General features: G+C 60.3%; 13 protein-coding genes. 3 read left to right on the forward strand and 10 right to left on the reverse strand.

Annotated elements, in window-relative coordinates; all coding sequences use genetic code 11:
- The 10 genes from JM93_RS09365 to JM93_RS09410 form a co-directional block, all read right to left on the reverse strand.
- A partial coding sequence (locus tag JM93_RS09365) for a winged helix-turn-helix transcriptional regulator (RefSeq protein ID WP_145342654.1) occupies positions 1 to 235 on the reverse strand: 235 nt, incomplete at its 3' end.
- A 681-nt stretch (positions 236 to 916) separates the two neighbouring features.
- Positions 917 to 1681 carry an SDR family oxidoreductase gene (locus tag JM93_RS09370; RefSeq protein ID WP_145342656.1) on the reverse strand — a complete coding sequence of 255 codons (765 nt, stop codon included), beginning with the start codon at positions 1679 to 1681 and terminating at the stop codon, positions 917 to 919.
- Between the two features lie 18 nt (positions 1682 to 1699).
- On the reverse strand, positions 1700 to 2596 hold the full coding sequence (locus JM93_RS09375) for a 2-oxo acid dehydrogenase subunit E2 (RefSeq protein WP_208995068.1): 897 nt from the start codon (positions 2594 to 2596) through the stop codon (positions 1700 to 1702).
- Between the two features lie 10 nt (positions 2597 to 2606).
- Positions 2607 to 4052 carry an NAD-dependent succinate-semialdehyde dehydrogenase gene (locus JM93_RS09380; protein ID WP_145342660.1) on the reverse strand — a complete coding sequence of 482 codons (1446 nt, stop codon included), beginning with the start codon at positions 4050 to 4052 and terminating at the stop codon, positions 2607 to 2609.
- 19 nt (positions 4053 to 4071) lie between these two features.
- A complete protein-coding gene (locus JM93_RS09385) occupies positions 4072 to 5445 on the reverse strand; it encodes a biotin/lipoyl-containing protein (protein WP_145342662.1) in 1374 nt (457 codons plus the stop codon).
- Positions 5435 to 6433, reverse strand: coding sequence for an alpha-ketoacid dehydrogenase subunit beta (locus tag JM93_RS09390; RefSeq protein ID WP_145342664.1), 999 nt, complete (start codon positions 6431 to 6433; stop codon positions 5435 to 5437). The genes JM93_RS09385 and JM93_RS09390 overlap by 11 nt, the downstream gene beginning before the upstream one ends.
- Complete coding sequence (locus tag JM93_RS09395) at positions 6430 to 7449, reverse strand: thiamine pyrophosphate-dependent dehydrogenase E1 component subunit alpha (protein WP_244300798.1); 1020 nt, start codon at positions 7447 to 7449, stop codon at positions 6430 to 6432. Before JM93_RS09395 ends, JM93_RS09390 begins: the two co-directional genes overlap by 4 nt.
- Before the next feature lie 65 nt (positions 7450 to 7514).
- Entirely contained in the window at positions 7515 to 8813 is a 1299-nt protein-coding gene (locus JM93_RS09400) for a M24 family metallopeptidase (protein WP_145342666.1), read from the reverse strand.
- 66 nt (positions 8814 to 8879) lie between these two features.
- Entirely contained in the window at positions 8880 to 9689 is an 810-nt protein-coding gene (locus tag JM93_RS09405; RefSeq protein ID WP_145342668.1) for an SDR family NAD(P)-dependent oxidoreductase, read from the reverse strand.
- 12 nt (positions 9690 to 9701) lie between these two features.
- Positions 9702 to 11531, reverse strand: a complete 1830-nt coding sequence (locus JM93_RS09410) for an extracellular solute-binding protein (protein WP_208995070.1) — start codon at positions 11529 to 11531, stop codon at positions 9702 to 9704.
- Positions 11532 to 11748: 217 nt separating this feature from the next.
- Between JM93_RS09410 and JM93_RS09415 the strand changes: the two genes are divergently transcribed.
- The 3 genes from JM93_RS09415 (at position 11749) to JM93_RS09425 (ending at position 14655) form a co-directional block, all read left to right on the forward strand.
- Positions 11749 to 12711: a sugar ABC transporter substrate-binding protein gene (locus JM93_RS09415; RefSeq protein ID WP_145342670.1), complete on the forward strand. Its 963-nt coding sequence runs from the start codon at positions 11749 to 11751 to the stop codon at positions 12709 to 12711.
- An 86-nt stretch (positions 12712 to 12797) separates the two neighbouring features.
- The gene (locus tag JM93_RS09420) at positions 12798 to 13595 is read left to right on the forward strand and encodes an SDR family NAD(P)-dependent oxidoreductase (RefSeq protein WP_145342672.1); all 798 of its coding nucleotides are present in this window, start codon (positions 12798 to 12800) and stop codon (positions 13593 to 13595) included.
- 85 nt (positions 13596 to 13680) lie between these two features.
- Positions 13681 to 14655 (forward strand): ABC transporter permease, encoded by a 975-nt coding sequence (locus JM93_RS09425; RefSeq protein ID WP_145342674.1) that lies wholly within the window; start codon positions 13681 to 13683, stop codon positions 14653 to 14655.
- Positions 14656 to 14659 lie beyond the last annotated feature (4 nt).

Here is a 14659-nt window from a genome sequence, read left to right on the forward strand (position 1 = left end):
TCGTCCGTTTCTGCTTGCGCGATTTGGTCGACTCTGCTCGCAACCAGGCCGACAGCTTGTCGGCAAAGGCATCAAGTTTGCTGGGCCTCTCGGGAACCTTGAACACGGGTTCAACCGTATCATCCCGCAAATACTTGCGCACTGTGTTCCGGGACAATCCGGTGCGCCGGGAGATCTCCCGGATCGAAAGCTGATCACGAAAATGCCAGCGTCTGATAACGCTCAACAACGCCATGTCTATCACTCCGTATTCCCCCGCCGAAATCACTCAGGGGTGGGTTTAAACATGGGTCAGTTCTCAGTGAAAAAATCGGGCCTCACCGGGTCAGTTCTCGGTGAAAATCAACACATTGCCATGGCCGTCAAAGGTGAGCCACCAAATCTGAGCCGGCGCTATTTATCCAATTGCAGGAAGTCGTGACGGCCGCATTTTTAAACGGATCTCAGATTGGCTTGGGAGGCCACAGTGAGATCTACCAGTTTCATCGACGAAAAGTGTGAGGATTAATTTATACTGATATTTCAACAATATAGTAGTTCTCATTTTCATCCTGTCGGGTGCGCCATATTTTCCAATAACTTAGCATAATTTCGCTTAGGTGAAAATAGTGCTGTGTAAGCAGAAATCGCCTGTTCGCGAGTGCCGTTTTGGATTTCTCCCTTTCCTGTATCAGAAAAAATTGCCCGTCAGAGCCGTCACAAGCCGTCTTTGATTTGCAGATTCAATATCATCTGAGCGGCTCTGATGCCGTCAATGTTTGTCACCAGCCGTCATCCGTGCCCCATGCCTCGGTCAAACATAATGATGAACATGAACCTGACACCCGCTCCCAAAGCGTGCGGCTTTACGTCCCGCGGTCGGGAATGAACCCGTGGGACAGTAAATGCTCTGAAAGGACCCGCGGGAAACCGGTCTTCACCGCGCGAGCCAGCCGCCGTCGGCGGGCAGAACCGCGCCATGGATGAAGTTCGCATGGTTGCTGGCGAGGAACGTGACGGGCCCGGCAATGTCTTCCGGTGTGCCCCAGCGGCCTGCCGGAACACGGGCCATGAGATCTGCGATGCGTTTTTCATCTGCCTGCAGGGCGGCCGTATTGTCCGTGGCGATATAGCCCGGAGCCACGGCGTTTACGTTGACACCTTTCGAGGCCCACTCGTTAGCGAAGGACCGCGTCAGCTGCGCAAGCGCGCCCTTCGCCGCCGCATAGCCCGGCACCAGAATGCCGCCTTGAAATGACAGCACCGAGGCAATGTTGATGATCTTGCCGGACCCGCGTTCAACCATCTTGCCGCCGAGGTCACGGCTAAGCAGGAAAGCGGCATCCAGATTGACCGCCATCACCGCGTCCCAGTCCTCGACGGCGTGAGAGGCCGCTTCCGTCCGCCGGATGATGCCCGCATTGTTGACCAGGATGTCGATCTGCACCTGGTCGCGTGTCAGGCGTTCGACCAAGCCGGAAATCTGTTCCCGTGATGCCAGGTCGCAATTGATCGGCGTGAAGCGGACACCGGCGTTTTCTATCTCTGCCTTCAAGTCCGCCGAACCTGTCTCGATGGACGTGCCGATCCCAACGACATCGGCTCCGGCTTCAGCCAGACCTTTTGCAATCGCCGCGCCAATGCCCCGGCTGGCGCCGGTCACCAAAGCGGTCTTGCCGGAAAGATCGATGGTCAAGGCCATGGGGTTCGCTCTGTCCCGCTACCCGATCAGTAAACGGCGCGGATCTGCCAGCAAATCGGCATAGTGCTTCAAGAAGCGGGCGGCATCCGCCCCGTTGATCACCCGGTGATCGTAGCTCAGGTCCAGCGGCACCATCGGCACCGGCACAAAGGCCTCATCCTCCCAGACCGGCACGATCTCGGTCCGGGTGATACCGAGGATCGCGACTTCGGGCGGGTTGACGATCGGGGTAAAAGCCGTCCCCCCGATGCCGCCGAGATTGGAAATCGACATGGACGCACCGCCCATCTCGTCCGGGCGGATCTTCCGGGCCTGCGCCCGCGCCGCCAGATCTGCGATGTCGCTGGCAATCTGCCACAGACCCTTGCGGTCGGCATCGCGCACCACGGGCACCATCAGGCCCGCCGGGGTGTCGACGGCAATCCCGACATGGACGTAAGTCTTCATGTGCAGGGTCTGGCCGTTGGCGCTGAGCGAGGCGTTGAATCTCGGAAACGCCTTCAGGCAGGCCGACAGGGCCTTCACATGAAAGGCAAGCGTTGTCAGCTTGATGCCCCTGTCCAGCGCCTCTTCCTTTAGTTTCGCCCGGAAGGCTTCCGTCTTGCGGATGTCGGCGCGGTCATGGTGCGTCACCTGCGGGATAAGGGCATTCGCCGCGGACAGGTTGTCCGCCGCGACCTGGGCCATGCGGCTGACCGGCTCATCTTGCACCGGGCCATGGGCCGTGTGGTCTACATCCCAATACCGGGTGCTGGCCGGTGGGGCCATTGCACCTGGACTTGAAGCGCCGGTCAGGTGCTGATCCACGTCTTCCTTGGCCAACGTCTCGCGCCCGGTCGCGGCGGCGACCGCATCCAAATCGACACCCTTTCGCCCAGCATAGGAACGCACAGAAGGGGAGGCGATGTAGGTCATCCCGTCCTCCTTACCAACTTGCCGAGATGTACTGGGTTTCCATGAATTCCAGCATGCCTTCATGTCCGCCTTCGCGGCCGAGACCGGACTGCTTGGTGCCACCGAACGGGGCTGCCGGGTCTGAAACAAGACCACGATTCAGTCCGACCATGCCGTAGTCGAGCTTCTCGCAGACCTGCAGGCCGCGTTTCATGTCTTCCGTAAAGACATAGGCGACCAGACCGTACTCGGTGTCATTGGCGCGGCGGATGACGTCTTTGGTGTCAGAAAAGGTCTGCAGTGCCGCAACCGGGCCGAAAATCTCGTCATGCACGCAGTCCGCGGTTTCCGGCACATCAGTCATGACAGTTGGCGGATAGAAGAACCCCTTGCCGTCCGGGATTTTCCCGCCAAGCGTGATCTTCGCCCCCTTTTCGACCGCGTCCTGAACGAATTGGGCAACCTTTTGCTGGGTACCCCGGTTGACCAGCGGGCCCACATCCACGTCTGGCTCCAGACCGTTGCCGAGCTTCAGTTTCGCCATCGCTGCGGTGAATTTCTCTGCAAAGGCGTCAGCCACGCTTTCATGGATATAGAACCGGTTGGCGGCGGTGCAGGCCTCGCCAAGGTTCCGCATCTTGGCGAGCATCGCGCCTTCCACCGCAGTATCGAGATCCGCATCGTCAAACACGATGAGCGGGGCATTGCCACCAAGCTCCATCGCCGGTTTCAGGACCTGGTCGGCGGCTGAATGCAGCAGTTTCCGGCCCACACCAGTGGACCCGGTGAAAGAGACGACGCGCACGCGCGCATCATGCAGAAGATGGTCGACCAGTTTACCGGAGTGCTTTGTCGGCAGCACGTTCACGAGGCCCTTGGGAACACCGGCTTCTTCCAGAAGCGGCATCAGGGCCAGCATGGTCAGCGGTGTTTCGCCGGCCGGCTTGATGATCACCGGGCAGCCTGCGGCCAGAGCGGGCGCGATTTTCCGGGTGCCCATTGCCGCCGGATAATTCCAGGGCGTGACAAGCACGGCGATGCCGGCCGGTTTGTGCTGTACCAAGATCCGCGCACCGGACGAGGGCGCGTGGGTGATCAGGCCATCGGCACGCACGGCTTCCTCGGCAAACCAGCGGAAGAACTCGGCCGCATAGGTTGCCTCGCCGCGGGCGTCGTTGCCTGCCTTGCCGTTTTCCAACGTGATCAGCTTGGCAAACTCGTCGAGCCGGGCCGTCATCAGCTCCCACGCCTTGCGCAGCACCTCGGAGCGCTGGCGCGGCGTGCGCGCGGCCCACTCGGCAAAGGCGTCCTCGGCGGCATTGAGCGCGGCATCGGCATCCGCCAGTTCAGCGGAGGCGACGCTTGCCAGCACCTCCTCGGTGGCCGGATTGATCACGTCGAAGCGGTCGCCGGATGCGCCGGGCCGCCATTTTCCGTCAATGTAGAGATCGGTGAAGTCTTGAACGGCATAGTCCATGGGGAGCGCCTTTCGTTCCTTAAAGAAGCTGGCGGAGTGGATCGCCGACCCGCTCCGCAAATCCAGTGACAAGAGCAAGCGCGGTCCCGGCGGACACGGTATCGCCGGGACACTCGCAGGTGATGGTCAGCGTGCTGCCGGTGCCGGATACGCTCAGAACCGGGGCGGTTTCTGCGCCAAGCTGGACTGACGTGACCGGAGTGCCGCTGAGATCGCGCACGACAAGAGACGGTGCGCCTGCGCCCTCCATCGGTTCAGAACGGCCAAGGCCTGCCAGATCCGGGTCCTGATAGGCCCGGACCAGCCCCCGCACTTCGGTTTGAACGCCGATGGCATCGCTTTGATCCGTAGCCCGCAGGGCGGACGCGGCGAACCCTGCGAGGACGGCCTCCCTCCGGACTTTCTGGCCGAGTTCGCGTGCCAGCCAATCGACGAAATCTGCAAGAGCCGACCCGCTCACCTCGGCGACAATGCGGCGTGTTGCGGCCTGCGTGGCGGTTGCCGGTGCGGTCTCTTCAGGCAGGGATTTCAGCGTTTCAAGGTCCGCCACGTGGAACGGCTGCGGCGTGCCCGCGCGCACGAGCCGCTCAAGATCGAGCCCCTGTTCCTTTGCAAGGCGCTTTGCCTTGGGTGAAGCCAGGATCTTGCTGCCTGATGCTGCAGGGGGCGCCACTGGCACCGCCTTTTCGGGCGAAGACGCCTTTTGTGTTTTCGCTGGTGAAGCCGTTTCAGCGCCAGCAGCGCTTTTCATTGATGTAGAACCCGCAGCGGGCTCTGGTGTGCCTGATTTGGCGGAGCGGGTGACCGGCGCATCGGGTTTTTCGGCCGAGATGACCGCAATCACAACCCCGACGGGCACGTTCTCACCCGCTTCGGCAAGGATCGCAGCGACATACCCGTCGAACCCGGCGGGCACCTCCATGGCGCTTTTGTCGGTCTCGACTTCCAAAAGCACATCATCGGCAGACACTGCATCGCCCGCAGCCTTGGCCCAGGAGATGATGAGCCCGGTGTCCTGCGCCATACCCAGCGCCGGCATGATCACCTGCTTGCCGTCAATGTCGGCGCTGTCTCGTGCCGGAGATTCGGCGTCCACGTCGTTGCCGGATGGTTCAGACGTCGGAGGTGCGGATGATTTGCTACCGTTTCCTTTCGGGTTTTCCGAAATCAGCGCAATGGTTTGCCCCACCGGCACATCGCTGCCCGGCTCGGCGCTGACATCGGTCAGATATCCGGCCGCCTGGGCCTCGACCTCCATCGAGGCCTTGTCGGTTTCCACCTCAAACAGCACATCGCCCTCGGCAACTTCGTCGCCCGGCTTCTTGTGCCAGGCGAGCAGAAGGCCGGTATCTTGTGCCATCCCAAGTGCGGGCATGATCACGTCATGCGGCATGGAGCAGCTCCCCGCGGCAAATCTTGCGCGCATTGTCCGCAACGCCGGATGCAGTGGGCACGGTCAGGTCTTCCAGCGCCGGCGAAAACGGCACCGGCACATCCATGGCCCCCATTCGGATGACCGGCGCGTCCAGGTGATAGAACGCCTTTTCGCTGATTCGCGCGGCGATTTCCGCCGTCACGCCGTAGCTCTGGTGGCCTTCATCGATGACGATGGCCCGCGATGTCTTGCGCACCGAGTTCAGGATCGTTTCTTCATCCAGCGGAACGATGGTACGCGGGTCGATGATTTCAGCGCTGATCCCGTCCTTGGCCAGCGCATCAGCGGCTTCTTCGGCCACCTGCACCATGGAGGACGTCGCCACCAGCGTGATGTCGCGGCCTTCGCGCTTCACATTCGCCTGGCCAAAGGGGATCAGGTACTCCTCTTCCGGAACAAGAGCCTTGTCCTGATACATCAGCTTGTCTTCGAAAATCACGACCGGATTGTCGTCCCGGATCGCCGTCTTCAAAAGCCCCTTCGCCTCATAGGCCGAGGAGGGCATGGCGACTTTCAGCCCCGGAATATGGGCAACGATGGCCTGGAGCGACTGGCTGTGCTGGGCTGCGGATCGCCGGGTCGCACCCATGTTGGTGCGCAGGACCAGCGGAACCTTCAGCTTTCCGCCGGACATGTAGTGGGTCTTGGCCGCCTGATTGCAGAGCTGGTCCATGACGAGATAGATGAAGTCGCCAAACATCAGGTCGACGATGGGCCGGGATTCGGTCATCGCCGCCCCGACGGCCATGCCCATAAAGCCCGGCTCCGAGATCGGCGTGTCGATCACCCGGTCCGTCCCGAACTCCTCGACCAGTCCCGAGAGCACCTTGAACGGCGTTCCGGCCTCGGCCACGTCTTCCCCGATCAGGAACACCGTCGGGTCGCGGCGCATTTCTTCTGCGATCGCCTCGTTGACCGCCTTTGAAAAGGTAATTTCACGGGTCATCCTCGGGCTCCTCCCAGATAGTCAAGCGCGTGATCCACACCGGCAAACACGTGCATGTCGACCTCGGATGTGTCCGGATAGGGCGCGTTGAGGGCATACTCGACCGCCGCTTCGGCCTCAGCCTTGATTTCGTTGTTGATGGCGACCAGCTCATCGGCGGACAGGATCTTCTCGTCTTCCAGCCATTTGCCGAAATTGGTGATCGGATCGCGGACAGTCTTCCACTCCGCTTCCTCGTCCTTGGAGCGGTAGTAGTCGCGATTGATGTCACCGACATGGTGGCCGTGATAGCGGTAGGTCTTCAGCTCGATGAAGAACGGGCCTTCCCCCTTCCGGCAGCGCTCGACAAGCTGCGTCGTCAGGTCGTTGACGGCCAGAACATCCTGGCCATCGACCTCAAAGGCTTCGATACCGAAAGCTTCAGCGCGGGCGGTCAGGGACCCTGCAGCGATTTCCTCTGTCTTGGTATATTCGCTGTAGCCGTTGTTTTCGCAGGCATAAATGACCGGCAGTTTCCAGAGCGCGGCCATGTTCATGACCTCGTACCACAGACCCTGCGCGGTCGCGCCGTCGCCGAAGAAACACACGGTCACGAAATCCTGGCCAAGGTGTTTTGCGGACAGTGCCGCGCCGGTGGCGATGCCCATTGACCCGCCCACGATAGCGTTGGCACCCAGGTTCCCGTGGGACTGGTCGGCAATATGCATCGAGCCGCCCTTACCCCGGCAGTAGCCCTCCGCCTTGCCCAACAGCTCGCAGAACATGGCCTTGAACTCGGCACCCTTGGCGACACAGTGGCCGTGTCCCCGGTGGGTCGAGGTAATGCGATCCTCGTCGGTCAGTGCCTCGCAGATGCCGACGGCGACGGCCTCCTGGCCGGAATACATGTGGGTCAGGCCAGGCATCTTGGCGGACAGATACAGCTGGTTCGCATTGTCTTCAAAGGCCCGGATCCTGACCATCTGCTTGTACATGCGAAGGTAGTCTTCAGTGTTGTGCGTGCGCGTGTCGGACACGGGCTTGTCTCCTCCCTGTGTGCCGCCCGCGTTGACAGCGGACGGCGTGCCGCAGTTTCTTGCGGTCAATAGCGGTTGGCGATCGGCAGCTCCTCGGCCGGAAAGAGCGAGATCACCTCGCACCCGGTTTCGGTCACGACGACCTCCTCCTCGATCCGCGCTGCGGAATAGCCGTCGGCCGCCGGGCAATAGGTCTCCAGCGCAAAGACCATGCCGGTCTTGATCTCCATCGGATGCTCGAGCGATACCGCGCGGGAAATGATCGGCCGTTCGTGCAAGGCCAGTCCGAGCCCGTGACCGAATTGCAGACCAAAGGCTGCGTCTTCGTTCGGAAAGCCGAGGCTCTCGGCCGTGGGCCAAACTTCAGCCACCTTGTCGGTGGTCACGCCGGGCTTGATCATCGCGATGGACGCATCGATCCATTCCCGCGCCTTGACGTACGCGTCGTTCTGCGCAGGCGTCGCGCGGCCCACGTTGAATGTGCGGTAGTAGCAGGTCCGGTAACCCTGATAGGACTGCAGGATGTCGAAGAAGCACTGATCACCCGGCCGGATCAGACGGTCCGTAAAGTTGTGCGGATGCGGATTGCAGCGTTCCCCGGAGATGGCATTAATCGCCTCGACGTCGTCCGAGCCCATTTCATAGAGCAGCTTGTTGGACAGGGCGACGATATCGTTCTCGCGCACGCCCGGCTTCAGCTCCTCATAGATCATGTGGTAGACGCCATCGACCATGGACGCGGCCTGGGTCAGGAGCTGGATCTCGTCCCAGTTCTTGATCTCGCGTGCTGCCAGCATGATCTGCTGTCCGTCCACGACCTTGATGCCCTCTTCTTGCAGGGCATGGAACATGGCGGTCTCGGCGTAATCGACCCCCACCGGCATGTCGGCCATGCCCGCATCCTTGATCAGTTGGGCGATCATCTTGGCGTATTTACGCATCAGGCCGAACTCGGGCGGAATGGTGCCGCGCATGCCGACGACGCCGGCAAGGCAGTGATCGGGTTCCAGCCAGTCGGAATAGCGCTGGTGATGGACCGCGGCCGACCCGAAATCCCAGACGTAGGGGCTGTCATCGCCGGTCAAGAGGCAAAAACGGCACATCTTGTCCCGTTCCCACTCACCGATCTTGGTTGCCGAGACGTAGCGGATGTTGTTGACGTCGAACAGCAACAGCGAGCCCGCATTGGAGTTCTGCAAGGACTGCCTTGTCCGCGCCAGCCGGTAGCGGCGCAGGCGGTCATGGTCGACACGGCGCTCGAAGTCGACGGAGGTATGGCCCCAGGCAGGGAGGCGGTCACGCCATTCCCAGTTGGGTTTCAGGTCTTGCGGTGTGAGCATATTGGGCATCAGGGCGCGGGTCATAAAAAGCTCCTGTCGGGTGCGGACCGGCGCACCCGTTGTAAGGTGAAAACTGTCATCGGCGCGGGCTTACTTGGTCACCCAGCCGCCATCGATGGAGATCATCTGACCGGTCATGTAATCGCTGTCGTCACTGGCCAGGAACGACGCGGTTCCGGTGATGTCGTTAGGATAGGACACGCGCTTGATGACCAGATTGCTTTCCACGATGTCCTCGTAGGCCTGGCCTTCGCGCTCCTTGAAGCCGATGTCGACGAGGTCCTTGTCCAGCTGTTCCCAGAGCGGAGTGACCACCACGCCGGGCGCGTAGCCGTTTACGGTGATGTTGTGCTCCGCGAGGCCAAGTGCGCCGCATTCGGTCAAGGCGAGACAGCCGTATTTGGAGGTGCAGTAGACGGTGACGTCCACCAGCGGCTTGCGGCTGGCGATACTTCCGACATTGATCAGTTTGTAGGGGTGATCCGGCATTGGGCCCTGGGCGATCATCTGGCGGGCCGTTTCCTGCATGCCCAGCCACATGGCCTTGGTGTTGACGTTCATGATCATGTCCCAGTTGTCTTCATCGATATCCATGAAGAACCGGGGCTTGTTGAGGCCGGCGTTGAAGAGCCCCACATTGATCGATCCAAAGGCCTCGACGGTCGCGGCAACGGCGGCGGCGTTGTCTTCTCGTTTGGTAACGTCCATTTTCACCGCAATCGCCTTGCCGTTTCCTGCCGCGTTGATGGCATTTGCCACTTCACCGGCAGTGTCGCCATCGAGATCGCCGACGCAGACATTGGCGCCCTGGGCCGCAAACGCCTTGGCGTTGGCCTCTCCCATGCCGCGGGCGGCGCCGGTGATCAGGATGTTTTTTCCCTTCAGACGATTGGGGTCCATGAATTCCTCCCGTTAAAGTTTTCCCGCGTCCCTCAAAACTTGATCGGCGCGGTCTTGTGCTGCCCTTAAGGCTGTTTTTGGAGACTGAACGCCGCGCAGCATGTCGTGGAATTCCTCTCCGCAGATTTGGATGATTTGGTTGATCTCCGGGACTGGCGGCCGTGGCCAGAACTGAAGTTCGTCCCGCCAGGACATGCCATCGACCGCTTCGAAAATCGGTGACAGGCGCCGGACTTCCGGGTCGGCCCCGACCGAATAGCGCGGGTTCGTCCGGCTGCCGTGCTCGACATAAAGCTTTTGGGCTTCCGGCGATGTGAAGACGATCAGTGCCTCGACCGCCGCCTCCAGCCGCTCCGGTGGAATGTTCGCCGGAATGCCGAGCAGGTACCCGCCGACCGGTGCAACCGGATTGGCGCGTGGTCCGGAGGGATGCGGCAGGTAGCCGACATTGCCAAACGCGGCGCAGGACGGGTTTTGCTCGAAGTATGGGGCCAGGAGCGTGTAGCCATAGGCCATGGCGACCTTGCCGTTGGCAAACGGACGCACACGCTCGTACCAGGACATCGATAGGATATCCGGCGGCGAATATTGCAGCAGCGCCATGAGATACTCGGCCGCTTCCAATCCGCGCGGCGTATCGATCATGGGCCGGTAGTCGCCCTCTGCCAGCTGCGATGCATCAAACCCGCCGGCCTGTTTGGGCAGATCAAGCACTGGCTGGCCAAAATCCGCACAGGTCATGATGAAGGTGTGGCCGAGGGCCGTGCCCCGGGCGGCGTTCCAGGCGATACCGTAGCGCCCTTGCGATGGCTGATGCAGTTCTTCGGCTGCCGTCAGCAGCTTGGCGGTCGTGTGCGGTGGCTCAAGACCTGCCTCGGCAAACAGGTCCTTGCGGTAAAACAAAAGTTCGGGCGTCGTTTGCGAGGGCACACCATAGGGCCGGTTGCCCCAATGCGCGCTTTGCCACCCGGCGGTATGAAAATCGCTCGGATTCAGCCGTTCGGTGTCGAGAACATCGTCAAGTGGCAGGATATAACCGTTTTCGGCAAATTCTCCGACCCATGGCAGGTCAATGGCAATTAGATCATACCGGCTTGACGGACGCTGTGCGTTTTTAACAGCCTCCTCATAAAGCCGGTCGATTGAAAACGCGCGCTGCTGGATCGGGCAGCCGATTACCTGCTCGAATTGGCGTTTGAGCCCATGCATAACCATGAAGGTTGGGTCGCCGTGAACCAGAACCTTCAGACCGCCAGTTGCCTTGAGCGGCTCAAGCAGAACTTGCGGGGGTTGGATGGTCTGAGCCGCCAGATAGGACCCACCGAAATAATAGTCCTGCGTGTCCGCCCGCGGTTCGGCTGTGCCAAAACTCTGTGCGGCAAGGCGGCGGACGCGGTTGCTGAACTGTGTCCACGCCTCCAGCATCTCGGCACTTGGGTGCAGGGAAAAGCTCTTTCCGCTTGCCGTCCGCGGGCGCTGTTCGATGAGCCCGGCGTCAACCATCTCTTTCACACGCCGTGTGGCGGTCGCGTAGGGAACGCCCGATGCGCCGATCAACGACGTTGGGGTCACAGCCTTCGCTTCCAGATGGCGTTTGACGAGATAGGCGGACATTTTTACATATGGGTTGGGCGCGGTGACCTCGAGCAAGCCGTCAAGCTCATCTTCGAAATTCTGCAGGAAACCAAGAACTTGCAGAATTTCGGTTTTTGCTTGGGGCGAAAGGGACTGCCGCTCCGTGACCATTTCTCCATGATGGTGGTTCAACGGATTGCCCCAGGATGTTGCGGATCCAGAACCACGGCCAAAATTCTCCAGATCGGATTTTTTTTGGATCGACATTGATCTTCCCCACAAGCTTCAGTGAGAGCCCAACGCGGCAAAACGGCATAAATATCCAGAATGGATATTATTGTGTTCATATTGGATAATTTTTGGGGCGCGACGCAAGGGAAGGCCGGGCACCGTTAGTGAAATGCCACCGCTGCATCAGCGGCGCGGCTCTGGAGGAGAGCGGCAACGGCACTAAAATACTGCACCCAAGGGAGGAATAATGGGTATGACACAGTCTCTTCGCGCACTTCTGATCGCATCAACAGCCGCGGCCGGTATGGCATTCGCGGGCGCCGCATCAGCCGAAACAATGAAGATCGGCATCACGCAGAACAATGTCGGCGTCGATAGCTACCAGACCACTTATGAAAAAGCCTTCATTGAGGCTGCCGATGCGAATGCGGACGTTGAAACCGTTGTTCTTGACGCCGGCGGCGACGTCGCGCGCCAGATCGCCCAGATGGAAGATCTCATCCAGCAGGAAGTTGATGCCATTATCATTTGGCCGACCAATGGCGAAGCCGTGATCCCAGCAGTCCGCAAGGCACACAATGCAGGGATCCCTGTTATCGTGACCAATTCAAACATTGCCGAGCAGGGTTTTGACTTCGTGAAGTCATTCTCCGGTCCGGACAACATCACGCAGGGCAAACGCTCCGCGGAAATCATGTGTGACAAGTTCAAGGAAATGGGCATCGAGAACGAAGCCCAGGTCGTGCACATTACGGGTCAGCCCGGCTACACCACGGCGATCGAGCGCGCAAAGGGCTTTGACGACCGCTTGCCGGAAGTCTGCCCGAATGTGACTCAGATCGACAAGCAGCCCGGCGACTGGAACCGTGAGAAGTCGCAAAAAGTGATGGAAGCCTTTCTCGTGAAGTATGACGACATCGATGGCGTTTACGCCGGCGATGACAACATGGGCGTTGGCGCTCTCAACGCGGCCAAGGCGGCCGGCCGCGACGGCATCATCTTCGTTGGCGCAACCAACTTCGCGGTTGGCTATGAGGCCATGGAACGCGGCGAGTATTGGGGGTCGATCTATCAGTCCCCGGTTGACGACGCCAAGGCTGCGCTCAAAACAGCCGTTGCGGTCCTCAATGGCGAAGAAGTCCCCTTCCTGAACTACTTCGACACACCGAAGATCACCCAGGACAATATGGCCGAGTTCGACAAGCCGGTCTTCTAATCGGCGCAGCTCACGCCTTTCGGGGCGCGGATTCTCCGCGCCCTGCATTTTTAAGAACAACAAAATTCCGTCTCTGGGAGGAGATTATGGGCCGCTTGTCAGGGCGTTCCTGCATTGTGACCGGCGCTGCCCGCGGCATCGGCCGGGCGATCGGCGAAGCCTTGCTGAGCGAAGGCGCCGATGTCTGTTTTGCCGATATCAACGGGGAACAAGTCGAGCGCGTTGCCGCCGACAGCCACACCATCAGCAATACCAATGGCGCCAAGGTGACCTGGGCGAAGGTGGATGTCACCGACCGCCATCAGGTCCAGGATATGATCGGCAAAGCCGTTTCAGTCTTCGGGAAACTCGACGTCAAGTTCAACAATGCCGGCGTCAACAAGCCGATGAATTTCCTGGATGTCACCGAGGACAACTGGAACTTCATCATGGGCGTGAATGGCCTTGGCTGCATGATCGGCATGCAGGAAGCGGCCAAGCAGATGATTTCCCAGGGCACCGGCGGCAAGATCGTCAACACAGCCTCCATCGCCAGCCGTCAGGGTTTCGGCAATGTGGCGCCCTACTGCGCCTCGAAATGGGCGGTTGTGTCCCTGACCCAGTCCGGCGCGCGGGACCTTGCGCCTCACAACATCACGGTCACTGGCTTCGCCCCCGGTGTTGTTGCGACCGAAATGTGGGAGCAGGTCGACCAGGACCTCATGGAGATCGGCGCCTCCGAACGCCCGGGTCAGGCGATGGAAGAGTTTTCGGCCGAAATCCTCAAGGGCCGGGTCGCCAAACCGGACGATATCACCGGAACAACCAACTTCCTTGCCTCAAAAGACAGCGACTACATGACGGGCCAGATTGTCATGATCGACGGCGGCATGACACTGGTTTGAGATAAAACAACAGGTTAGGGAGGATCTGTTGGCGAATGTAACCGACAAAACAGAGGTCCGCAGCAGCGGGCCCAGGGAGAGCGGAATGAATTCCTTCAACCTTGCAGGCGCCGGGCGTTTGCTGGCGCGGCAAGGTATCCTCGTGGCGTTTGGTGTTTTCATGATTGGGTTCACCCTCGCCAATGAGCGGTTTTTGGACCCTGACAACATCATGGGCGTTATCCGGTCATCGGCCATTTTGGGCGTCATGGCGCTTGGCGTCACCTTCGTGGTGATCAGCGGAAACCTCGACCTTTCGGTTGGCTCCATGATGTCGTTTGCCACCATCGTGGTTCTGGATCTTCACGACAAGATTGGGCCGGCGCTGGCGATCCCGGGCATGTATGCGATGGTGTTGTGTCTCGGGGCGTTTATCGGTTTTCTCGTCGGTTACCTCAAACTCAACTCGCTGATTGTGACGCTTGGGATGCTGTCGGCGATCCATGGCCTGACCCTGACCTACTCCGGCGGCAAGAACATGGATATCGCCGACAAGGAAGGCACGTGGTTCAGCGTCTTTGGCCAATCGGATGTTCTCGGCATTCCTGTGCCAATCCTGCTGTTTGCCCTCGTTGCCTCCGTGCTCGGCATTTTGCTCGCCAAAACGCCTTTCGGCCGCAAGGTCTACGCCGTTGGCGGCAACGGCACGGCGGCAACCTTTTCCGGCATCCGGCGGGCGCGTGTGGTCTTCACCTGTTACCTGCTGTCGGCCTTTTGCGTTGCCACCGCGGGCCTGTTGCAGGCCAGCCGGTCGCTTGGCAGCCAGAACACGGTCGGCCAGGGGCTCGAGCTTGAGGTGCTGGCTGCGGTCATCCTCGGCGGTGCCTCGCTCCTGGGCGGGTCGGGCACGATCTTCAAGACCGTGATTGGCGTGCTGATCCTCGGCTTTATCCAGAACGGGCTTTTGCTGGTGGGCTTGCAGTTCTACGCCCAATACGTCGTCACCTGGGTCATCATCATTCTTGCGGTTTGGCTGGATATTGCGGCCAAGCGCGGCAAGCTCTGGTCGCCGATCGCGTGAGGGA

It is taken from the genome of Roseibium hamelinense, assembly GCF_007830545.1.
Classification (GTDB): Bacteria; Pseudomonadota; Alphaproteobacteria; order Rhizobiales; family Stappiaceae; genus Roseibium; species Roseibium hamelinense.